Origin of the sequence: Herbaspirillum sp. SJZ099, assembly GCF_007828355.1 — a bacterium.
In the GTDB taxonomy this organism is placed as follows: domain Bacteria; phylum Pseudomonadota; class Gammaproteobacteria; order Burkholderiales; family Burkholderiaceae_D; genus Herbaspirillum.
This window is the reverse complement of sequence record NZ_VIUO01000006.1, coordinates 44,778-68,031: the sequence shown is the minus strand read 5'-3', so window position 1 is coordinate 68,031 and position 23,254 is coordinate 44,778. Positions and strand designations below refer to the sequence as shown.

Below are 23,254 nucleotides of genomic sequence, written 5' to 3'. Positions count from 1 at the left end.
GTAGGAAGCTTATGCAGCGGGCAAGCGCACGGCAGGCAGCCGCAAGGATATCGCATTCGGCCGTGCGGCCTTATGTCTGCTCTTACGCTTGCAATTGCTCCAGCGCCTCCTGCTGTTCCAGCCACTCGTTCTCCAGCTGGTCGAGCTCCTTGGCGCAGTAGGCCTGGTCGGTGATCAGGGTCTTCAGTTCTTCCTTGTTGGCGGCATCGTAGATGTCCGGGTGGGCCAGGCGAGCATCGATGTCGGCCTTGCGGGCGTTGAGCTTGGCGATCTGCTCGTCGAGCCGCTTGATGCGCTGCTCGATGGGCTTTTTCAGCGCCGACATTCTTTGCCGCTGCTCGGCTTCCAGGCGTTTTTGTTCCTTACGGTCGGCCAGCGACACCACCGGTTCCGGCTCGGCCGCGGCCTTGCCGGGCAAGGGTGCCGATGGCGCGGCGGCGGCATCGTTGCGCGCGGCCAGCTTGGTCTTGAACAGCCAGTCCTTGTAATCGTCCAGGTCGCCGTCGAAGGGCTGCAGCTTGCCGTCGGCCACGATCAGGAACTGGTCGGTGGTGGCGCGCAGCAGGTGGCGATCGTGGGAGACCAGCACCAGCGTGCCGTCGAACTGCGCCAGCGCCATGGTCAGCGCTTCGCGGGTTTCGAGGTCGAGGTGGTTGGTCGGTTCGTCCAGCAGCAGCAGGTTGGGGCGTTGCCAGACGATCAGCGCCAGCGCCAGGCGCGCCTTTTCGCCGCCGGAGAACGGCGCGATCGAGGAGGTAGCCATGGTGCCGTTGAAGTTGAAGCTGCCGAGGAAGTTGCGCAGTTCTTGCTCGCGCACATCCGGCGCCAGCCGCGTCATGTGCCACAGCGGCGACTCGTCGTGGCGCAGCATCTCGACCTGGTGCTGGGCGAAGTATCCGATCACCAGTCCCTTGCCCAGGCGCGCCGTGCCCGACAGCGGATCGATCTCGCCCGCCACGGTCTTGATCAGGGTCGATTTGCCGGCGCCGTTGACGCCCAGCAGGCCGATGCGCTGGCCGCTTTGCAGCGAGAAGTCGATGCCGCGCACGATCACTTTTTCCTGGTCCGGCTCGCTACCTTTGCCCTCGATGCGGTAACCGGCATTGACCTTCTCCATCACCAGCAGCGGATTGGGCGCCGACAAGGGTTCGCGGAACTCGAACGAGAACTCGGCTGCCGCGCGCAGCGGCGCCAGTTCTTCCATCTTGGCCAGCGCCTTCATGCGGCTTTGCGCCTGGCGCGCCTTGGTGGCCTTGGCCTTGAAGCGGTCGATGAAGGATTGCAGGTGGGCGCGCTGGCGCTGCTGCTTTTCGATCATGCCGGCCATCAGTTCCAGTTGCGCCGAGCGCTGGCGCTCGAAGGAGGAGTAGTTGCCGGAATAGCGTTTCAGCTTGCGATCGTCGATGTGGACGATCACGTTGACCACGCCGTCGAGGAAGTCGCGGTCGTGGGAGATGATGATCAGCGTGCCCTGGTAGCGCTTGAGCCAGTCTTCCAGCCAGATGATGGCGTCCAGGTCCAGGTGGTTGGTCGGTTCATCCAGCAGCAGCAGATCGGACGGGCACATCAGCGCCTGCGCCAGGTTCAGGCGCATGCGCCAGCCGCCCGAGAAGCTGGCCACCGGGCGTTCCATCTGTTCCAGCGAAAAGCCCAGCCCCAGCAGCAATTGCTCGCCGCGCGAGCGCACGGTATAGGCATCGGCGTCGGCCAGCGCGGTGTGCAGTTCGGCGATGCGGGTGCCGTTGGCGGCGCTGTCGGCTTGCGCCTCGGCCAGCGCCGCCTCCAGCTGGCGCAGGTGGGCGTCGCCGTCGATCGCATATTCGATGGCGGCGCGCTCCAGCGCGGGCGTTTCCTGCGCCACATAGGCCATGCGCCACTTGGCGGGAAAGCCGATATCGCCCTGGTCGGCATGCAGTTCGCCGCGCAGCATGGCGAACAGGCTGGATTTGCCGGCGCCGTTGGCGCCGATCAGGCCGATCTTGTCGCCCGGGTTAAGCGTGAGGTCGACATTCTCGAACAGCGGCTTGACGCCGCGGGCGAGGGAAACCTGATGAAAACGGATCATCGTGAAACAGCAATCAAAGAAGAGAAAACTACACTAAGGACGCCGGCGGATTTACGCCAGGTCCTGCAACTGGTCGGCGGTCAACAGGAACACCATATCGTCGCCCGCGCTGGTCGAGACCCAGGTCAGTTCCAGTTCCGGGAAGGCGGCTTCGGCGTGCGCCCGTTCGTTGCCGATTTCAACGACCAATACGCCGTGCGGGGTCAGGCGCTGCGCCGCGCCCTTGACGATCTTGCGCACCAGATCCATGCCGTCCTCGCCGCCTGCCAGCGCGATTTGCGGCTCTTGCAGGTATTCCTTGGGCAGCTTGCTCATGGAGCCGGCATTGACGTAGGGCGGGTTGCTGATGATCAGGTCGTATTGGCGCGGCGGCAGCTTGGCGTAGAGATCGGATTCGACCAGACTGATGCGCTCGCCCAGTTCGTAATCGTCGACGTTGCGGCGCGCCACTTGCAAGGCTTGCGGCGAGATGTCGACGGCGTCGATATGCGCCTGCGGGAAGGCGTCCGCCAGCAGAACCGGCAGGCAGCCCGAACCGGTGCAGAGGTCGAGCGCGTTTTCGATCTGCGCCGGATCCTGCACCCACGGCGAGAAATATTCAGGGATCAGTTCGGCAATGAAGGAACGCGGCACGATCACGCGCTCGTCGACGTAAAAGCGATAACTGCCCAGCCAGGCTTCCTTGGTGATGTAGGCCGCCGGCATCCGCTGTTCGGTGCGCAGTTCGATAACGTGCTGCAGGGCCGCCAGTTCATCGGGCAGCAGGCGGGCATCGAGAAACGGCTCCAGCCGGTCGAGCGGCAGGTTCAGGGTGTGCAGCGCGAGATAGGCGGCTTCATCAAACGCATTGTTGCTGCCGTGGCCGAAGAAGATGCCGGCGCGATTGAAGCGGGTCACCATGTAGCGCAGCATATCGCGCAAGGTGGAAAAGTGATGTGTTGTCATGCTGGCGTGGTCGGTCTGTAAAAACGGGTGTATGGGCAATGCGGATGTCGATCCGGGCGCTGCGGTGCTTTCTGGGGATGCGGCGGCAAAGCGGTTGCCGCGCAAGCGGTTTCTGCGCACTGCCGGCATCGGCATGGGAATGCGCAGGGACGCAGGCGTCGAACCGCAAGCCCGGCGCATTATAACCGGGCAGGGCGTAAGGGAGGATCAAGCCGTCCCTGGCGCGTCATGCCGAAAGGGCGCGGGACTTCGCCAACACGCATGAAAATGCCGTTTATCCTGCGCTGGACTGGACGGCATTGGTCCTGAGCATGGCTTTATTTTTCAGAGACGTCAGCGAAGTGACAACGTGTTCGATGGCGCAGGCGTGGATCTGCTTCGGGTCGGTCACCAGTTCGCCGGCCGTCGTCATGAATTTGCAGAAACCTTGCTGTTCTTGCAATTTGAGATGTTCGACGAGCTGCGTTTGCGTGTGTTGCCCGTCCAGCACCGGCAGCAGCAGGCATTCGATGACGTTGAGCGTGGTGTGTTCGTGCCACAGATTGGCCACGCTTTGCCGCGGATCGAGGCGCGCATCGGCCGGCGTCGAAAAGGCCGCCAGCGGTTGTTTCGAGATGCCCGCCGATGCCGGCACCGCCTGCCGGCGGAAACGCACGAGGCCGCGCATGAGCAGGTGTTCCAGCAGCGCCAGAATGAGGTCGGCGTCTTCGGCCTGCTCGCGTTCCAGCATTTTCTGGGCGGCCTCGACGATTTGCGGCAGCGTCAGCGTGCCGGGGAAGGCTTTCGCCAGCGCCAGCAAGGCGGCCTTGCCGATCGCGTGCGATACGTTGATCTGCAAGTTGCCGGCATAAAATACCTGCGGCTGGTCGTCCGGCGTCGAAGGCACGGCGCCGGTGTGATAGTTGCCAGCGTAATGGAAGTCGGCCAGGCGCGCCTTGTCGAGGCGGTAGCGAATCTCGCTTTGGCGTTGCGCCGGCAGCAGCAGGGTCTGGCGGAACTGGCGGTTGGTCAGGAAATCGATATATTGCTCGATCGCCACCTGGTCGTCGCCGCACTCGCGCAGCAGCGGTTGCGCGGCATCCGGGCCCAGGTTGCTGACGAACATCGGCGGCACTTCGCTGTTGGCAAAATAGGCCAATCCATGCGGCTGCGCGCGGCTGACGAATTCGCTCAGGTAGCACGGCGCATTGTGCAGTTCCAGGTATTCATGCAACAGGTAATCCTCGCTCAGCCCCCGGGACGACTCGGCATGCGCATCCAGCACTTGCCGCATCAGGCTGTTGGGCGCGGTCATCTCGCGCATGAAGTTGATCATGCCGTAGGCGTGCCCGAGTTTTTGCTTCGGGTCGGCAAACTTGCTGCCGCGATAGAGCATCGCGTCACGGATGGTTTCCTTGAACTTCCAGCCCGGATAGGTGTTGTAGCTGACGAAGGCCAGGCCTTGCGGCGACAGGTTTTGCGCGCACACGCGCAGTATGTGGTCTTGTATTTCCGGCGGCACCCAGCTGTAGACGCCGTGGCAAATGATGTAGTCGAAGGTGCCGGTTTCTGGCGTGATGTCGGCAATGCTCATGCGCTGCAAGGCGATATTGCGCAAGCCCAGCGCGTCGATGCGGCGCTGGCCGGCATCGACCTGCACTTGCGACAGGTCGATGCCCAGATAATGGCCTTCGGGATGGCGTTGCGCATGCGGGATGAGATTGCCGCCCGATGCGCTGCCCAGTTCCAGCACCTTGGCCGTGGCCGGATCGGGAGTGTCGATGCCGAATAGCCAGGCAACCGCGGCGAGATGTTCCAGCGCGGTCCCGACTATCGGATGCGAGGTGTAAGGCGTCTGATCGTAAGTCCGTTCAATACTGCTTTGATTGCTTGTATCCATGAGGCTCCAAGGTCAGTAGAAGTGATATCGAGGAGAACGCCGGCTTACGATGGCTCAGCCAGGAGTTTTGACTATAACAATAAATTTTCCAGCGTACGGCGATAAATGTTCTTCAGCGGATCGATATGGCGCACTTCGATGTATTCGTCGATCTTGTGGATGCTGTCGTTGGGCGGTCCGAACTCGATCACTTGCGGGCAGATCTGCGCAATGAAACGGCCGTCGGAAGTGCCGCCGGTGGTCGACAGTTCGGTATCGAGCCCGGTCTCGGCCTTGATCGCCGACGACAGCGCATCGCTCAGCGTGCCGCGCGGGGTCAGGAAGGGCAGGCCGCCGACGGTCCACTTCAGGTCGTATTCCAGGCCGTGCCTGTCGAGGATGGCGTGTACGCGTTGCTGCAGGCCTTCGACGGTGCTGGCGGTGGAGAAGCGGAAGTTGAAGTCGATCACCACGTCGCCCGGGATCACGTTGGAGGCGCCGGTGCCGCCGTGGATGTTGGAAACCTGCCAGGAAGTCGGCAGGTAGTATTCGTTGCCGGCATCCCATTGTTCGGCCACCAGTTCGGCCAGCGCGGGCGCGGCCTGGTGGATCGGGTTGCGCGCCAGTTGCGGGTAGGCGATGTGGCCCTGGACGCCCTTGACGGTCAGCTTGCCGGACATGGTGCCGCGGCGGCCGTTCTTGATCATGTCGCCCAGGGTCCTGGCCGAGGTCGGTTCGCCGACGATGCAGTAATCGAGCTGCTCGCCGCGCGCCTTGAGTTGATTGCAGACGACCACGGTGCCGTCGGTGGCCGGGCCTTCCTCGTCGCTGGTGATCAGGAAGCCGATCGAGCCCTGGTGGCCGGGATTGGCCGCGATGAATTCCTCGCAGGCCACGACCATGGCGGCAATCGAGGTCTTCATGTCGGAGGCGCCGCGGCCGAACAGCTTGCCGTCGCGCTGGGTCGGCACGAATGGCGGCGATTGCCATTTGTCCAGCGGGCCGGTCGGCACCACGTCGGTATGCCCGGCGAATACCAGCAGCGGCTGCGCCGTGCCTTTGCGCGCCCACAGGTTGGTGACGTCGCCGGACTGGATGGTCTCGCACACGAAGCCCAGCGGCGCGAGCAGTTCCGCCAGCCGCGCCTGGCAGCCTTTGTCTTCAGGGGTGACGGAGGAGAGGGAAATCAGTTCCTGGGTCAGGGCCAGCGTCTTGCTCATGATTTATTTGCCGAAAATGTGTTGATACTGGTCGGCCTTGAAGCCGACGTGATATTGCTTGCCGTCGAACAGCACCGGACGCTTGACCACCGATGGGTTTTCCACCATCAGCGCCACCGCGGCGGCGTCATCGGTGATCGCAGCCTTGCGTTCGTCCGGCAGCGCGCGCCAGGTGGTGCCCTTGCGGTTGACCAGCACGTCGCGCTCGACGTCTTTCAGCCAGGCGTGCGCCTGCGCGGCATCCAGCCCGGCTTTCTTGAAATCGTGGAAGGTGTAGGCGATGCCTTGCTCGTCCAGCCACACGCGGGCTTTCTTGACCGTGTCGCAATTGGGGATGCCGTACAGCGTGATGTCTTTTGCCATGCTCTTTTACTCGTTCAATGCGGCGCGATCGGTGCGCTTCAGAATACGACGCCGCGCCGGTGTGCAAGACAGCCGGCGCGGCGCATGGGGACAGCTTGCGTCGGTGATTACTCGCCGCGCAGCAGTTCGTTGATCGAGGTCTTCGAACGGGTCTGGGCGTCGACCTTCTTGACGATGATCGCGGCGTACAGGCTGTACTTGCCGTCCTTGGACGGCAGGTTGCCCGGCACCACGACGGAGCCGGCCGGCACGCGGCCGTAATGCACTTCGCCGGTTTCGCGGTCGTAGATCTTGGTCGACTGGCCGATGTACACGCCCATCGACAGCACCGAGTTCTCTTCGACGATCACGCCTTCGACGACTTCCGAGCGGGCGCCGATGAAGCAGTTGTCTTCGATGATGACCGGGCCGGCCTGCACCGGCTCCAGCACGCCGCCAATGCCCACGCCGCCGGACAGGTGGACGTTCTTGCCGATCTGCGCGGCCGAACCCACTGTAGCCCAGGTGTCGACCATGGCGCCTTCATCGACGTAGGCGCCGATGTTGACGTAGGACGGCATCAGCACCACGTTCCGGCCGATGAAGGAGCCGTGGCGGGCAACCGCCGGCGGCACCACGCGGAAGCCGCCGCGGGCGAAATCTTCAGCGGTGTAGTTGGCGAACTTGGTCGGCACCTTGTCGTAGAACTGCGGGTAGCCGGCGCCGGCCGACATCGGCACGTTGTCTTCCAGGCGGAACGACAGCAGGATGGCCTTCTTCACCCATTGGTTGACTTCCCACTGGCCGACGCCTTGGCGGTTGGCGACGCGCAGGGTGCCATCGTTGAGACCTGCGATCACTTCAGCCACCGCATTGCGGATGTCTGCCGGAGCGGTCTTGGGGGACAGGCTGGCGCGGTCTTCCCACGCCTGGTCGATGATTTGCTGAATGGACTGTGTCATGTTGATGTCGATGAACGGTTGGGTGAAAAATAAAAACGGATTGCGGTATGCGTTGGGCTGATTGGGGCCTATTTGCCGGCGGCCAGTTTCCTGGCGAAGGCAACGATGCGTTGCGCCGCCTCCAGGCATTCATCCACTTCGGCCACCAGGGCCATGCGGATGCGGCCGGCGCCCGGATTGATGCCGTGCGCCTCGCGCGCGAGGTAACTGCCCGGCAAGACGGTGACATTATATTCGGCGTACAGGCGGCGGGCGAATTCCTCGTCGCCGATGCCGGCCAGCTTGCCCACGTGCGCCCACAGGTAGAAGCTGGCGTCGGGCAGGGCCACGTCCAGCACTTCCTGCAGCAGCGGCGTGACTTGCGAAAACTTGGCCACGTACTTGGCGATGTTGTCCTGTACGTGCGTCTCATCCTGCCACGCCGCCACCGAAGCCGCCTGGATCGACGGGCTCATGGCGCCGCCGTGGTAGGTGCGGTAGAGCAGGAATTTCTTCAGGATGGCGGCATCGCCGGCCACGAAGCCCGAGCGCATGCCCGGCACGTTGGAGCGCTTGGACAGGCTGGAGAACGAGATCAGGCGCGGATAGCCGGTACGGCCCAACTTGTGCGCCGCTTCCATGCCGCCCAGCGGCGCTTCTTTCTTGAAATAGATTTCCGAATAGCACTCATCGGAAGCGATCACGAAGCCGTAGCGGTCCGACAGCGCGAACAGTTCCTTCCAGTCTTCCAGCGACAGCACGGCGCCGGTCGGGTTGCCCGGCGAGCACACGAACAGCAGTTGCACGCGCGACCAGACCTCTTCCGGCACCTGGCTGAAATCGGGCGCGAAGTTGCGCGCCGGATCGGAGTTGACGAAATACGGCTGGGCGCCGGCCAGGTAGGCCGCGCCTTCGTAGATCTGGTAGAACGGGTTGGGGCACATCACCAATGCGCCGGGCCGGGTCGGATCGACCACGGTTTGCGTGAGCGAGAACAGCGCCTCGCGCGAGCCGTTGACCGGCAGCACCTCGGTCGCAGGATCGGGCCGCGCAATGCCGTAGCGGCGTTCCAGCCAGTCGGCGATGGCGCCGCGCAGGGCTTCGCTGCCCAGGGTGGCGGGGTAAGTGGCCAGGCCCGCGAGATTGTCGGCCAGCGCCTTCTGGATGAAGGACGGCGTCGGATGCTTGGGTTCGCCTATGCCCAGGCTGATGGGGCGGTAGGCGGGGTCGGGCGTGACGCCGGCAAACAGCTTCTTCAGCTTTTCAAAGGGATAGGGCTGTAACTGGTCGAGTAAGGGATTCACGGTGCTGAACTGGAAAGATCCTGAGGCCTGGCCGGCATGCCGCCGGCGGCCTTTGGCAAGGTGCAGGGGAAAGCTCGGGATTATACCGTCATTAACCAGCTCCGATGAAGCGCCGCCGCCGTCCAATGCTGGGTGAAACAGCTCGGAAACGACTTGGAAACGGCAGCCGGCGACAGGCCGGAAGGGCGGATTGCCGATGATTCAATCGCAACAATCGCGGGGGCGATGGCGGTGTATTCATGCGATTGTCGGGCTGGCTTGTGGCGTATTGTTGCAGTTCGCCAAAATAATCATCAAGAAATACTCATTTCCGGCGCTCTTTGGCGCCGGCAGCCTGTTGCGGAGAAAAAGTAATGAAAAGTCTCAAAGCACAACTCCTGTTCGCGCTCGTCGTCATGTGGATAGGCCTGTTGACGCTGGCTGCATGGTCAGCCTTCAGCGCGCGGGAAAACATGGTCAACGAGCGCAAGGAAGGACTGCGCCGTGTGGTGGAGGCCGCCAATGGCGTGGTCTCCAGCTATGTGAACGAGGTTGCCGCCGGCCGCATGCAGCAGGCCGATGCCCAGAAGGCCGCCTTGGAACGCATCGCCGCCATGCGTTACGACGGCGACAATTACCTGTTCGTGTTCGACTCCGCCCCGGTGGTGCTGATGCACCCGACCAACAAGAACGTGGTCGGCAAGAATGTGGCCGATCGCAAGGATTCGGACGGCAAGCTCTACTACGTCGAGATGGTCAAGGTCGGCAAGGAGCAGAAGCAAGGCTTTGTCGAGTACATGGGACGCCTGCCCGGCGCCGACGACAATAACCGCACCCGCAAGCTGAGTTACCTGATCCATAACCAGGCCTGGGACTGGTATCTGGTCACAGGCGTGTTCCTCAACGATGTCGAAGCCAAATTCCGTTCCGACCTGTTCAAGCTGCTGGGCATCCTGCTGGTGGTGGGCGTGGTGGTCTCGGCCATGATGCTGGCCATCACCCGCCGCATCACGCGCAGCCTGGGCGGCGAGCCGGCCTATGCGGTCAATATCGCCACCCGCATCGCCGCCGGCGACCTGACCGTGCGCGTCGACACGCGTCCCGGCGACACCAAGAGCCTGCTGTACGAAATGGCAACCATGCGCGAACGCCTGGCGACGGTGATCAAGGGCATCCACCACGGCACCGATGCCATCGATATCGGCGCGCGCGAGATCGCCGCCGGCAACCTCGACCTGTCCTCGCGCACCGAACAGCAGGCCGGCTCGCTGGCCACCACCGCCTCCAGCATGGATTCGCTGACTTCGACGGTGAAGCAGAACGCCGACAATGCGCGCCAGGCCGGCCAGTTGGCCAACAGCGCTTCCGATATCGCCAGCCGCGGCGGCGAAGTGGTGGGGCAGGTGGTGCAGACCATGGAAGGCATCACCGAAAGCTCGCGCAAGATTTCCGACATCATCGGCGTGATCGACGGCATCGCCTTCCAGACCAACATCCTGGCGCTGAACGCGGCGGTGGAAGCCGCCCGCGCCGGCGAACAAGGGCGCGGTTTCGCGGTGGTGGCATCGGAGGTGCGCAGCCTGGCCCAGCGCAGCGCGCAGGCAGCCAAGGAGATCAAGGCCCTGATCGAGGATTCGGTGCAGCGCGTGGGCAGCGGCTCGGAGCAGGTGGCGCGCGCCGGCCAGACCATGGGCGAAGTGGTGTCCGCGGTGCGGCGCCTGACCGACATCGTCGGCGAGATTTCGGCGGCATCCGAAGAGCAGCGCAATGGCATCGAACAGGTCAACCATGCGATCGGCCAGATGGACCAGGTAACGCAGCAGAACGCGGCATTGGTCGAACAGGCCGCCGCGGCCGCCGGTTCGCTGGAAGAGCAGGCGCGCCGCCTCAAGCAGGCGGTAGCGGCATTCCAGGTCGAAGAGGGGGCCAATGCAGCTGTGCCGCCCGCGCCGGTGACGGTATCCCCGGCGCCGACGACGGCGGCGCACCGGCCAGCGGCCGTTGCCCGGCCTGCCGTGCCGAAAGCGCCGCTGGCCACGCCCAGGCCCAGGCCGGCTGCCGCCGCGCCTTTGCCGGCGCCGAAGCCCGCGCCCGCCAAGGGCAAGCCAGCTATCGACGATGGCGAGTGGGAGACCTTCTGATTGTCTTCGGGAAAAGCGGGAAGACGAGCGGGAAAGACGGATCGAAAGACGCCGCGGCTTGAAGCGCGGCGTCTTTTTGCATTGCCAGGGGCAGCGCTCGTCATCCGGCAAATGGCCCGTCATTTGGCCGAGTCGGGGGCTGGCGATGTTATGATACCGGGCTTTCCGGAAGCAAATTTTCCGCTTTCTTCCAACCAGTTCATTTTGTCGATAACGTGCGTCTAACTTCCATTAAATTGTCGGGATTCAAGTCCTTCGTCGAACCTACGCATTTCCAGGTTCCGGGGCAACTGGTGGGTGTGGTCGGGCCGAACGGCTGCGGCAAATCCAATATCATCGATGCCGTGCGCTGGGTTCTGGGCGAATCCAAGGCCTCCGAGCTGCGCGGCGAATCCATGCAGGACGTCATTTTCAACGGCTCCACCCACCGCAAGCCGGCCGGGCGCGCGTCGGTCGAACTGGTGTTCGACAATGCCGCCGGCAAGGCCGCGGGGCAATGGGGCCAATACGCCGAGATCGCCGTCAAGCGCACGCTGACCCGCGACGGCACCTCGTCCTATTACATCAACAACCAGGCGGTGCGCCGCCGCGACATCCAGGATATTTTCCTCGGCACCGGCCTGGGGCCGCGCGCCTACGCCATCATCGGCCAGGGCATGATCTCGCGCATCATCGAGGCGCGCCCGGAAGAGCTGCGCATCTTCCTGGAAGAGGCCGCCGGCGTGTCCAAGTACAAGGAGCGTCGCCGCGAGACCGAGAACCGCCTGCACGACACCACCGAAAACCTGACCCGCCTGGAAGATATCCTGCGCGAGCTGAACGCCAACCTGGAAAAGCTGGAAGCCCAGGCCGCCGTGGCCAAGAAATTCCATGAGCTGCAAGGCGACCAGGAAGAGAAGCAGAAGCTGCTGTGGCTGCTGCGCAAGAACGAAGCCAAGAGCGAGCAGGAAAAATTCTTCAAGGAGATCGAACGCGCCCAGATCGACCTGGAAGAGCAGACCGCCAAGCTGCGCCACGTCGAGGCCGAGCTGGAGCATATGCGCCAGGCGCACTACGGCGCCGGCGACCGCCTGCACCAGGCGCAAGGGCACCTGTACCAGACCAATTCCGAAATCGGCAGCCTGGAAGCGCAGATCAAGTTCGTCATCGAGTCGCGCAACCGGCTGCAGTCGCAGTTGAATTCGCTGACCGCCCAGCGCGACCAGTGGCAGCGCCAGGGTTCGCAGCAGCAGGATGAACTGGCCGAGGCCGAAATCGCGCTGGAAGAGCTCGGCATGCGCGTCGAACAGTCGCAGCAGGCGGTGCAGGACGCCAATGAGCGCCTGCCGGCGCTGGAGCAGGCCTGGCGCGAATCGCAGCTGAAGACTACCGAGTCGCGCGGCAAGATCATGCAGGTACAGCAGCAGATCGAATTGCAGTCCACGCACCAGCGCAACGCCGCCAACATCCTCTCCGGCCTGGCCGCGCGCCGCGAACGCCTGATGCAGGAAAAGAACGGCCTGTCCATGCCGGACGACGTGCACCTGTCCAACCTCAGGCTGCAACTGGAAGAAAAGCAGGCCTCGCTGGAAGAGGCCCGCATGTACCTGGAAGAAGCCCAGGAACAGCTGCCGCGCCTGGAAGAGGAGCGCCGCGACGCGCAGGAACTGGTCAGCAAGGAAACCTCGGCCAATGCCCAGCTGGAAGCGCGCCTGTCCGCGTTGAAGCAACTGCAGGAAAGCGTGCAGGCGCAGGGTAAGGTCCAGCCCTGGCTGGAGAAGCACGGCCTGGCCGAACTGCCGCGCCTGTGGCAGAAGCTGCATATCGAGTCGGGTTGGGAAACCGCGCTGGAAGCGGTGCTGCGCGAACGCATGTCGGCGCTGGAAATGTCCAACCTGGACTGGGCCAAGGCCTTCTTTTCCGACGCGCCGCCGGCCAAGCTGGCGCTGTATGCGCCCAATGCCGGCATTGCCCAGCCGGCGCCGCCGGCGGCCAATGGCCTCAAGCCTTTCATCAACCTGCTGCAACTGAACGACCCCGGCCAGCGCGCCTTGATGAACGACTGGCTCAGGGACGTGTATGTGGCCGACGACACCGCCATCGCTTTCGCCGAGCGCGGCAATCTGCCGCTGGGCGGCGTGTTCGTCACCCGCCAGGGGCATGTGGTGAGCCAGTCCAGCGTGCGTTTCTACGCATCGGATTCGGAGCAGGACGGCATGCTGGCGCGCCAGCAGGAAATCGAGAACATCACCAAGCAGCAACGCGCGCAATACATGCTGGCCGAAGAAGCCAAGGGCCGGGCGGTGCGCGCCGAGGCGGCCTTGTCCTCGGCCTCGCAGCGTTTGCAGGAATTGCGCCAGCGCGTGGGCAGCCTGACCCAGTCGGCGCACAGCCTGCAGATCGAAGTGATGAAGCTGGCCGAAGTGCAGGAGCGCTTCAACCAGCGCAGCACCCAGATCGCCACCGACCTTGAAGAAATCGGCATGCAGGAAGCTGAACAGCAGCAGGTGCAGGCTGAGTCCGAGGCGCGCTTCGAGCAGCTAGACATCGAGCTGGCCGAGCTGCAGGAGCAGCACGAGAACGGCCAGACCGATTACCTGGGCAAGGAACAGCAGCTGAACGATGCGCGCACCCGCTTGCGCGAGCTGGAACGCGCCGCGCAGGAAACCGAATTCGCCGAGAAGTCCCAGCGCAGCAAGATCGAGGAATTGAAGCGCAGCATCGCCACCGCACTGGAGCAGGCGGCGCAACTGTTCGCCAGCATGCAGCAGGGCAGCCTGGAACTGGAAAGCCTGGACGACCAGGCGGCCCAGGCCGGTTTGCAGGAACTGCTGGATCGCCGCAGCGAGCAGGAGCGTGCGCTGGCCGACGCCCGCCACGAACTGGACCAGTTGTCGCAGCAGCTGCGCACGCACGAAGAGAACCGCATGCAGGCCGAACGCAGCCTGCAGCCGCAGCGCGACCGCATCACCGAGCTGCAGTTGAAGGAGCAGGCCGCGCGCCTGAACCAGGAACAGTTCTCCGAAGCGCTGGCGCAGACCCAGGCCGACGAGGCCGCGCTGTCCGAAAAACTGACCGCCGACATGCGGCCATCCTACCTGCAGGGCGAAGTGACACGCCTGACCAACGCCATCGCGGCGCTGGGCGCGGTCAACCTGGCGGCGCTGGATGAGCTGGCGGCGGCCTCCGAGCGCAAGCACTTCCTGGATTCCCAGCATGCCGACCTGAACGAAGCCATCACCACGCTGCAGGACGCGATCCACAAGATCGACATCGAGACCCGCGGCCTGCTGCAAGATACCTTCGACAAGGTCAACCACCATTTCTCGGAACTGTTCCCGGTACTGTTCGGCGGCGGCCAGGCCAAGCTGATCATGACCGGCGACGAGATCCTCGATTCCGGCGTGCAGGTCATGGCGCAGCCGCCGGGCAAGAAGAACGCCACCATCCACCTGCTGTCGGGCGGTGAAAAGGCGCTGACGGCGACGGCGCTGGTGTTCTCGATGTTCCAGCTCAACCCGGCGCCGTTCTGCCTGCTGGACGAAGTGGACGCGCCGCTGGACGACGCCAACACCGAACGCTTCGCCAACATGGTCAAGCGCATGTCCGAGCACACCCAATTCCTCTTCATCTCGCACAACAAGATCGCGATGGAGATGGCGCAGCAGCTGATCGGCGTGACCATGCAGGAGCAGGGCGTATCGCGCATCGTGGCGGTGGACATGGATTCGGCAGCCAACTTCTCCAGCGCCGAGCAGGCCGCCTGAGGCGGCTTTGTGCGCCTTTGTCGGCTTGACAAGGCTGGGGTGGAACACTACCCTGAGAACCTTGTCATACAGCCCGGCCGGGGTGTTTCCCGAGGCCGGATTCGCCAGGTTTGACGTGCTTTGGCATGCTTTTTACGGCCTGCGGGCCATGAAAAATAACAACATTTATTCCTTCAATGAGTAGCTTTATCGAGCCGAACATGTTTCGCCGCGCCGCCCGGGCCGCGGCATTTTCGCCAGCCACACTGAAGGGGCAAGCAGCATGATGGATCTTCAGACCAGCCTGATCGTGATCGGCGGCGTCTTCGTCGTCGGCGTCATCTCCTACAACAAATGGCAGGAACACAAGGCGCGCAAGACCGTGGAGCGCGCCTTTTCTTCGTCGCACGACGACGTGCTGATGTCGCCGCAGGACCAGGACGCCTCCCCCTCGCCGATGGCCGAGCATGCTGAACATGCGGCCGGTTTCGCGCCAGCCTCTGACATCCCCGACGATCGCATGGAGCCCGCCTTGTACGACCTGCCCGAGCGCAAGCCGGCGCCGCTCAAGGCTTACCTGGACCAGGCCGGTTTCGAGCAGCGCGAACCTTATATCGGCGATGCGCCGGCCGTGGCCGACGCCGCCCTGACCGAGGCCTTGGCCCAGGCGCCGCAATCGACGGTGGCGCAAGCCATCGCCGGCGCTGAGGAGCAGGTCGAGTCGGCGCCGGCCTTTGCGCCGCCGCCGGAGCAGCCGGCGCCGGCAAAGCCCAGGCGCGAATTGCCGGTGGACGAACTGATCGACTGCAACATCCCGATCGCATTGGAGCACCCGCTGCGCGGCGACAAGCTGCTGCCGGCGTTGCAGAACCTGCGCCATGTGGGCAACAAGCCGGTGCATTTCATCGGCCGCAACGCCGAAGGCGAATGGGAGGCGGTCAGCCACGGCGGCGTCTATACCGCCTTGCTGGCCGGCGCCCAGTTGGCCAACCGCAGCAATGCGATGAACGAGATCGAGTATTCGGAACTGGTCATGCGCCTGCGCGACCTGACCGATTCGCTGTCCGGCGAGCCAGAACTGCCCGACATGCCCGACGTCATCAAGACCGCCCAGGCGCTGCACCAGTTCATCGCCGACCATGATGTCCAGTTGAGCGTGAACGTGCGCACCAATGGCGCGCCATGGAGCCTGGCGACGCTGCTGGCGGCGTTGACCCGCCAGGGTTTCGACCGCCGCACCGAAGGCTACCTGGTGATGCAGGACGGCGAAGGCGAGGTGCTGTTCGCGCTCTCGACCAACGCCAGCCAGGCCGACGAGACGACCGACCGCCTGACCTTGCTGCTGGACGTGCCGCGCGTGGCGCCTTCGCGCGACGGCTACGGCGCGCTGGTGGCCTGCGCCCGTTCGCTGGCCGCGCGTCTGGGCGGCACCATGGTCGACGACAGCAACCAGATGCTGTCCGACGCCGCGCTGGCCGATATCGCCGAGCAAGTGGCGGCGTTCTACAGCGCCATGGAGTCGGCCGACATTCCCGCAGGTTCCACGCGCGCGCTGCGCCTGTTCAGCTAAGGCTTTTCAGCCATTCAAGATGCAACCAGATTTGTTTTCCGCAGGTCCGCCCCCGCCAGGGGCGCCGGACTGGCTGGTTCGTGCGCATGCATTGCGCGACGAACTGAACCGGCATAACCACGCCTACTATGTGCTGGACCAACCCAGCATTCCCGATGCCGAATACGACCGCCTGTTCCAGGAGCTGCAGGCGCTGGAGACGGCACATCCGGAATTGCTGACGTCCGATTCGCCTACCCAGCGCGTGGGCGGCGCGCCGCTGCCGCAGTTCGATCCGGTGCGCCACGATATCCCGATGCTGTCGCTGGGCAACGGTTTTTCCGACGAGGACATCGAGGCCTTCGACAAGCGCGTCATGGATGGCCTGGAGACGCTGCAGGAAGTGCGCTACGCCACCGAACTAAAGTTCGACGGCCTGGCCATCAGCCTGCGCTATGTCGATGGCCTGCTGGTGCAGGCGGCCACGCGCGGCGACGGCACTACCGGCGAGAATGTCACCGCCAATATCCGCACGGTGCGCGCCATTCCCTTGCGCCTGCACGGGACGAAGATTCCCGCAGTGCTGGATGTGCGCGGCGAAGTGCTGATGTACAAGGAGGATTTCGCGCGCCTGAACCAGCGCCAGCGCGACGCCGGCCAGAAGGAGTTCGCCAATCCGCGCAATGCCGCCGCCGGCAGCCTGCGCCAGCTCGACTCCCGCATCACGGCGCAGCGCACCTTGCGCTTTTTCGCCTATGGCATCGGCATGTTGGAAGGCATGGACATGCCGGCCTCGCATTCGGCGCTGCTGGACTGGTACCAGCAACTCGGTTTGCCGGTGTGCAAGGAGCGCGCCGTGGTGACCGGTGCGGCCGGGTTGCTGGCGTTTTACCGCGGCATCGGCGACAAGCGCGAGACGTTGCCGTATGAAATCGACGGCGTGGTCTACAAGGTAGATCGCCTGGACCAGCAAAAGCATCTCGGTTTCGTCTCGCGCGCGCCGCGTTTTGCGCTGGCGCATAAATTCCCCGCGCAAGAGGCGTTGACGCAGGTGCTGGAGATCGAGGTGCAGGTCGGCCGCACCGGCGCCATCACGCCGGTGGCGCGTCTGAACCCGGTGTTCGTGGGCGGCGTCACCGTCACCAATGCCACGCTGCACAACGAGGATGAAGTCCGGCGCAAGGATATCCAGGTCGGCGACACCGTCATCGTGCGCCGCGCCGGCGACGTGATTCCCGAGGTCGTCGCTTTCGTGCCGGAGAAACGGCCGGCCGACGCCCGCCGCTTCGTCATGCCGACCGCATGCCCGGTCTGCGGCTCGCCCATCGTGCGGGCCGAGGACGAGGCCATCGCACGTTGCTCGGGCGGCTGGCTGAAGTGCTCGGCGCAGCGCAAGGGCGGCTTGCAGCATTTCGCTTCGCGCCGCGCGATGGATATCGAAGGCCTGGGCGAGCAGTTGGTGGAGCAACTGGTGGACAACAATATTGTCACCACGCCTGCCGACTTGTACCGTCTCGGGTTGTTGGCGCTGGCCACGCTGGATCGCATGGCCGAGAAGTCGGCCCAAAACGTGCTGGATGCATTGCAAAAGTCGAAGTCGACTACGCTGGCCCGCTTTATCTATGCCCTGGGCATCCGCCATGTGGGCGAGGCCACGGCCAAGGAACTGGCGCGCCATTTCGGCGCCCTGGACAAGCTGCTGGCGGCCAGCGAAGAGCAATTGCTGGAAGTGGCCGACATCGGCCCGGTGGTGGCCAGCTCCATCCGCGCATTTTTCAGCGATGCACTCAATGTCGAGCTGGTGGAGCAGTTGCGCGCAGTGGGCGTGCACTGGCCGGAAACGGAGGGCAGCGACAGCCAGCCCAAGCATTTGCAGGGCAAGACCTTCGTCCTGACCGGCACCTTGCCCAACATGTCGCGCGACCAGGCGGCGCAATTGATCGAAGCGGCCGGCGGCAAGGTGACCGGCTCGGTGTCGAAAAAGACCAGTTACGTGGTGGCCGGCGCCGAGGCCGGCAGCAAATTGGCCAAGGCCGAGGAGCTGGGCATTCCCATCCTGGATGAGGACCAGCTAAAGGCCTTGTGCGCCCAGGCGCAATGAAGGCGCCTGAATTGTATTAAACTGCGCCCGACTCGTATCGATCGCATAAGCGACGCAGGTCGGACGCAACAAAGACTCTCTATTTTCAGGAAAAACCATGATCAAGAAGATCACGAAAGCCGTTTTCCCGGTTGCCGGACTGGGCAGCCGCTTCCTGCCGGCGACCAAGGCGCAGCCCAAGGAAATGCTGCCCATCGTCGACAAGCCGCTGATCCACTATGCCGTTGAAGAGGCGGTGGCTGCCGGCATCACGGAGATGGTGTTCATCACCGGCCGCAACAAGCGCGCCATCGAAGACCATTTCGACAAGGCCTACGAGCTGGAGAGCGAACTGGAAGCGGCCGGCAAGCAGAAGCTGCTGGAGATCGTGCAGAACGTGGTTCCCAAGAACGTCAATTGCATCTTCATCCGCCAGTCGACCCCGCTGGGCCTGGGCCATGCGGTCCTGTGCGCGCGTCCGGTGGTGGGCGAAGAGCCGTTCGCGGTGCTGCTGGCCGACGACTTCATGGATACCGACAACGGCGTCAAGCCGGTGCTGGCGCAGATGACCGATATCTACGCCCGCGAAGGCATGAGCATGCTGGCGGTGCAGGAAGTGCCGCGGGCCGAGACCAAGCAGTACGGCATCGTCAACGCCACGCCTTACCAGCCCGGTCTTGAGCGCGTCAATGCCATCGTCGAAAAGCCGGCGCCGGAAGATGCGCCCTCGACGCTGGCCGTGGTCGGCCGCTATGTGCTGAGCAACCGCATTTTCCATTGCCTGGAAAACATCGGCCGCGGCGCCGGCGGCGAGATCCAGCTGACCGACGGCATCGCCAAGCTGATGCAGGCCGAGTCCGTGCTGGCGTACCGCTACCAGGGCCAGCGCTATGACTGCGGCTCCAAGCTCGGCTACCTGAAGGCGATGGTGGCCATGGGCATGAAACACCCGGAAACCGGCCCCGAGTTCAGCGAATACCTGAGGGAACTGGGCAGCAAGGCCGGATAAGCAAAGCCGGGTAAAGCCGGATAAGGTCTGCGGCGGCCGCTGAAGCGGCGGCCAGCCGGATCGACGATAATGATGAAGGCGCCCGGTTTTGCCGGGCGTCATTCTTTTGGGAGCAGGAACCAGATGGCCATCCGCGACATTCTCAAAATGGGCGATCCCCGCCTGTTGCGCCAGGCGCAGCCCGTCACCCAGTTCGGCACGCCGGAACTGGCGCAACTGGTGGACGACATGTTCGACACCATGCGCGCGGTCAGCGGCGCTGGCCTGGCGGCGCCGCAGATCGGCGTCGACCTGCAACTGGTGATCTTCGGTTTCGGCAGCAACCAGCGCTATCCCGATGCGCCGCCGGTGCCGGAAACGGTGCTGATCAATCCAGTGCTGACACCGTTGTCGGAAGACACCGAGGACGGCTGGGAAGGCTGCCTGTCGGTACCCGGCATGCGCGGCGTGGTGCCGCGCTGGAGCCGCCTGCGCTATCAGGGCTACGACCTGGACGGCAATGCCATCGACCGCACCGTCGATGGTTTCCATGCGCGCGTGGTGCAGCATGAGTGCGACCACCTGCAGGGCATCCTGTATCCGATGCGCATTCGCGATTTCTCTCAGTTCGGCTTTACCGAAGTGCTGTTTCCGGAACTCGATCCCGGCCAGGACGATTGAGAACCTTCCGCAGTACGCACCATCCCGGCAGTCATGGGGATGGTGTGCGTCCTTCCTTCTGCGGCGTACGTTGCATCGATCTTGCCCGTACCAATTTTCCATAATTCTCTGCAATTCTCTGGATCACATGCGCCCGATGGCATCGGGTGCATGTGATCCAATGCGTGAAATTTCGGGAGTCCATCCATGATCAGTCATCTTGAGCATCTCTGCATCATCACCGGCGGCCCCGGCGCGGGCAAGACGTCCCTGTTGCACGCCTTGCAGGAAGAGGGCCACGGCATCAAGGAGGAGGTCGGGCGCGCCATCATCCGGCAGCAGATGGCGTCAGAGGGCCGTGCGCTGCCTTGGAAGGACAAGCTGGCCTTTGCGCAGGCGATGCTGGCGGCAGAGGCCGCGCATTGCCGCGCACATGCCGTCCGGGCGAAGCATTCCATTGAGGGCATCGTCTTTTGCGACCGGGGCATTCCAGACATTCTTGGATACATGCGGCTGGAAGGCCTGGAGAGTTTGCCGCAAGCAGCCGCTCTGCTGGCACTGGCAAGGCATGCGGCCAAGGCGTGGCGCTACTCCCGGCGGGCGTTCATCCTGCCGCCGTGGAAAGAGATCTATGAAACCGACCGGGAGCGCAAGCAAAGCTGGGAAGAGGCCGTCGCCACCTACGATGTGATGTGCGAGATCTATGAAGAGCTCGGCTATCGGTTGGTGGAAGTGCCGGCGGGAAAGTTGGCGCAGAGAAGGGATTTCATTATGCGCAGCGTGGGCGCCGGGCCCCAATAGACAACGGCCGGCAGCGAGATTTCGCCGCCGGCCGTTCAGGCCTTGCCGATCAGCCGTTTCAGGCTTCGGTCACGCGCATGTTGATGTGCGCCAGCGCCTCATCGATCTGGTCGATCAGGATCAGGCACAGGTCGCCATCCTTGAGCGACGCCAAGGCGGTATCGATGGCCAGGAACTCGCCATAGATTTCCTTGACGTCGGAAGTGCGGGTCGCCTTCTCCAGCCCCTGGCGCAGCAGCGCGATCACTTCGCCGTCGCTGCGGCCGCGCTGGCACTGGTCCTGGTACAGCACCACTTCGTCGAAGGCATCGCCCAGCATTTCGGTCTGGCGGGTGATGTCGACATCGCGGCGGTCGCCGGCGCCGCTGATGACCACCGAACGGTGCTTGGAAGGCATGCTGTCGACGGCCTTGATCAGCGCGGCGATGGCGTCCGGATTGTGGCCGTAGTCGGCGATCAGGGTGGCGCCCTTGTAGTCGAACAGGTTGAAACGGCCGGGAGCGGTGTCGCTGTCGCTGATGAAGCTGTTCAGGGCTGCGGCGATGTGCGCCCAGTCCAGGCCCAACGCCCAGGCGGCGCCGACCGAGGCCATCACGTTCTCGACCTGGAAGCCGATGCCGCCGTTGCGCGTGAGCGGGATGGCGGACAGCTTCAGGCGCTGCTCGAAGCCGCCTTGCGCGGCAACGATGGCATCGCCGTCGCGGTAGACGATGCGATGTCCCTGGGCGCGGTGCGTGGCCATGATCGGATGCTGCGGATCGAGGGCGAAGAAGGTGACCGAGCCCGGGCAGGACGAGGCCATCTTGGCCACCATCGGGTCGGCCGCGTTGAGCACGGCGGTGCCGGTGGGCGCCACGTTCTCGACGATGACGCGCTTGACCACGGCCAGGTCTTCCACGGTGCTGATGTAGGACAGGCCAAGGTGGTCGCCCATGCCGATGTTGGTGACCACCGCGACATGGCAGCGGTCGAAGCCCAGGCCTTCGCGCAGCACGCCGCCGCGCGCGGTTTCCAGCACGGCGGCATCCACGTCCGGGTGGAACAGCACATTGCGGGCGCTGCGCGGGCCGCTGCAGTCGCCGGTATCGATGCGCTGCTTGTCGATGTAGACGCCGTCGGTGTTGGTCATGCCCACGCGCAGGCCGGTCTCGGCCAGCAGGTGGGTGATCAGGCGCACGGTGGTGGTCTTGCCGTTGGTACCGGCCACGGCTACCACCGGGATGCGGCCGTCGTCGCCGTCTTCATACATGGTCGAGATGATCGCTTCGCCGACGTCGCGGCTCTTGCCGTAGGAGGGCGAGAGGTGCATGCGCAGGCCGGGCGCGGCATTGACTTCGACGATGCCGCCGCCTTGCTCTTCCATCGAGGCATGCACCGAATTGCACACCACGTCGACGCCGCAGATGTCCAGGCCTACCATCTGCGCCGCGGCGATGGCGCGCGCGGCCATGTCGGGATGGACGTCGTCGGTGACGTCGGTGGCGGTGCCGCCGGTGGACAGGTTGGCGTTGTTGCGCAAGACCACGCGCACGCCCTGGGCCGGAATGGCTTCAGGGTCGAGATGCTGGCCGGCCAGCACCGAGATGGCGATGTCGTCCAGGCGGATCTTGGTCAGCGAGGTGGCATGGCCATCGCCGCGCAGCGGGTCGGCGTTGACCTGGTCGATCAGCTGGCGGATGGTGTGCACGCCGTCGCCGATGACTTGCGGCGGATCGCGTCGCGCCGCGGCCACCAGCTTGTTGCCGATCACCAGCAGGCGGTAGTCGTGGCCGTGCAGGTAGCGCTCGACGATGACTTCGTCGCTGATGCGCGCGGCATTGGCGAAGGCCTGCTCGACCTCGGCGCGGCTGCTGATGTTGACCGCCACCCCCTTGCCCTGGTTGCCGTCCAGCGGCTTGATGACGACGGCGGCGCCGATCTCTTCGGTGGCCTTCCAGGCGTCTTCGACGGTAGTGACCACGCGGCCGTTGGGCACCGGCACACCGGCGGCGTGCAGCAGCATCTTGGTCAGGTCCTTGTCCTGCGCGATCGATTCGGCGATGGCGCTGGTGTTGCTGGTCTCCGCGGCCTGGATGCGTTTCTGGCGGCTGCCCCAGCCGAACTGCACCATGCTGCCCTGGGTCAGGCGGCGGAACGGGATGCCGCGCTTGATGGCGGCGTTGACGATGGAGCCGGTGCTGGGCCCCAGGCGCACGTCCTCGTCCAGCTCGCGGATGCGCGCCAGCGCGCCGGCCAGGTCGAACGGCGTATCGGCTTGCGCCGCCCGGCACAGCTCCAGCGCCAGGTCGAAGGCCAGGCGGCCGACTTCCTCTTCGCTGTATTCGACCACCACCTGGTAGACGCCGGTCTCGATGGTGGAGACGGTGCGGCTGAAGGTGACCGGGCAACCGGCCTGCGACTGCAGCGCCAGCGCGGCGGCAGCCAGCGTATGCGCCATCGACACGACCTGCTTGCCGCCGTCGGGCTCGAGGAAGCCGATCTGCGGGAAGCGCGCGCGCAGGCGCACTTCGAAGCCGGGCATGTCGTCTACCACCTGTTCCGCGGCGGGACAGGAGACGATGGCTTCGATGGCGGTGTGCCTGCTCCAGAGGTTGGGGCCGCGCAGTGCGCGTATGCGTGATACGTCCATGGACAATTTTCCTGAGTGTCTCTTGAG

At 64.3% G+C, this 23,254-nt stretch carries 15 protein-coding genes; 7 read left to right on the top strand and 8 right to left on the bottom strand.

Features of this window, described 5'->3' with window-relative positions:
* Positions 1–82: 82 nt before the first annotated feature.
* The 7 genes from FB597_RS14050 to dapC form a co-directional block, all read right to left on the bottom strand.
* Positions 83–2,065 carry an ATP-binding cassette domain-containing protein gene (locus tag FB597_RS14050; protein WP_141915388.1) on the bottom strand — a complete coding sequence of 661 codons (1,983 nt, stop codon included), beginning with the start codon at positions 2,063–2,065 and terminating at the stop codon, positions 83–85.
* 51 nt (positions 2,066–2,116) lie between these two features.
* Complete coding sequence (gene prmB / locus FB597_RS14045) at positions 2,117–3,010, bottom strand: 50S ribosomal protein L3 N(5)-glutamine methyltransferase (protein ID WP_144769880.1); 894 nt, start codon at positions 3,008–3,010, stop codon at positions 2,117–2,119.
* Between the two features lie 274 nt (positions 3,011–3,284).
* Positions 3,285–4,889: a methyltransferase regulatory domain-containing protein gene (locus tag FB597_RS14040; protein WP_144769879.1), complete on the bottom strand. Its 1,605-nt coding sequence runs from the start codon at positions 4,887–4,889 to the stop codon at positions 3,285–3,287.
* Positions 4,890–4,960: 71 nt separating this feature from the next.
* The gene (gene dapE, locus FB597_RS14035; RefSeq protein ID WP_141915379.1) at positions 4,961–6,088 is read right to left on the bottom strand and encodes a succinyl-diaminopimelate desuccinylase; all 1,128 of its coding nucleotides are present in this window, start codon (positions 6,086–6,088) and stop codon (positions 4,961–4,963) included.
* A gap of 3 nt (positions 6,089–6,091) precedes the next feature.
* Entirely contained in the window at positions 6,092–6,451 is a 360-nt protein-coding gene (locus FB597_RS14030) for an ArsC family reductase (protein ID WP_144769878.1), read from the bottom strand.
* 107 nt (positions 6,452–6,558) lie between these two features.
* Positions 6,559–7,392 (bottom strand): 2,3,4,5-tetrahydropyridine-2,6-dicarboxylate N-succinyltransferase, encoded by an 834-nt coding sequence (dapD, locus tag FB597_RS14025; protein ID WP_141915374.1) that lies wholly within the window; start codon positions 7,390–7,392, stop codon positions 6,559–6,561.
* Positions 7,393–7,460: 68 nt separating this feature from the next.
* Positions 7,461–8,675 carry a succinyldiaminopimelate transaminase gene (gene dapC, locus FB597_RS14020; protein WP_144769877.1) on the bottom strand — a complete coding sequence of 405 codons (1,215 nt, stop codon included), beginning with the start codon at positions 8,673–8,675 and terminating at the stop codon, positions 7,461–7,463.
* Between the two features lie 353 nt (positions 8,676–9,028).
* Here dapC and FB597_RS14010 point away from each other — a divergent pair, with 353 nt between their 5' ends.
* The 7 genes from FB597_RS14010 (at position 9,029) to FB597_RS13980 (ending at position 20,598) form a co-directional block, all read left to right on the top strand.
* Positions 9,029–10,795, top strand: a complete 1,767-nt coding sequence (locus tag FB597_RS14010) for a methyl-accepting chemotaxis protein (RefSeq protein ID WP_144769875.1) — start codon at positions 9,029–9,031, stop codon at positions 10,793–10,795.
* Between the two features lie 215 nt (positions 10,796–11,010).
* Positions 11,011–14,541 (top strand): chromosome segregation protein SMC, encoded by a 3,531-nt coding sequence (gene smc, locus FB597_RS14005; RefSeq protein WP_141915367.1) that lies wholly within the window; start codon positions 11,011–11,013, stop codon positions 14,539–14,541.
* Between the two features lie 262 nt (positions 14,542–14,803).
* Positions 14,804–16,090: a cell division protein ZipA C-terminal FtsZ-binding domain-containing protein gene (locus FB597_RS14000; RefSeq protein ID WP_144769874.1), complete on the top strand. Its 1,287-nt coding sequence runs from the start codon at positions 14,804–14,806 to the stop codon at positions 16,088–16,090.
* A gap of 19 nt (positions 16,091–16,109) precedes the next feature.
* The gene (ligA, locus tag FB597_RS13995) at positions 16,110–18,170 is read left to right on the top strand and encodes an NAD-dependent DNA ligase LigA (RefSeq protein WP_144769873.1); all 2,061 of its coding nucleotides are present in this window, start codon (positions 16,110–16,112) and stop codon (positions 18,168–18,170) included.
* Positions 18,171–18,267: 97 nt separating this feature from the next.
* Positions 18,268–19,158, top strand: coding sequence for a UTP--glucose-1-phosphate uridylyltransferase GalU (gene galU / locus FB597_RS13990; RefSeq protein ID WP_141915359.1), 891 nt, complete (start codon positions 18,268–18,270; stop codon positions 19,156–19,158).
* 123 nt (positions 19,159–19,281) lie between these two features.
* Positions 19,282–19,818 (top strand): peptide deformylase, encoded by a 537-nt coding sequence (def, locus tag FB597_RS13985; RefSeq protein ID WP_144769872.1) that lies wholly within the window; start codon positions 19,282–19,284, stop codon positions 19,816–19,818.
* 186 nt (positions 19,819–20,004) lie between these two features.
* Positions 20,005–20,598 carry an AAA family ATPase gene (locus FB597_RS13980; RefSeq protein WP_144769871.1) on the top strand — a complete coding sequence of 198 codons (594 nt, stop codon included), beginning with the start codon at positions 20,005–20,007 and terminating at the stop codon, positions 20,596–20,598.
* A 58-nt stretch (positions 20,599–20,656) separates the two neighbouring features.
* On the opposite strand, the gene cphA is transcribed toward FB597_RS13980, so the two are convergent.
* The gene (gene cphA / locus FB597_RS13975) at positions 20,657–23,227 is read right to left on the bottom strand and encodes a cyanophycin synthetase (protein WP_144769870.1); all 2,571 of its coding nucleotides are present in this window, start codon (positions 23,225–23,227) and stop codon (positions 20,657–20,659) included.
* Positions 23,228–23,254 lie beyond the last annotated feature (27 nt).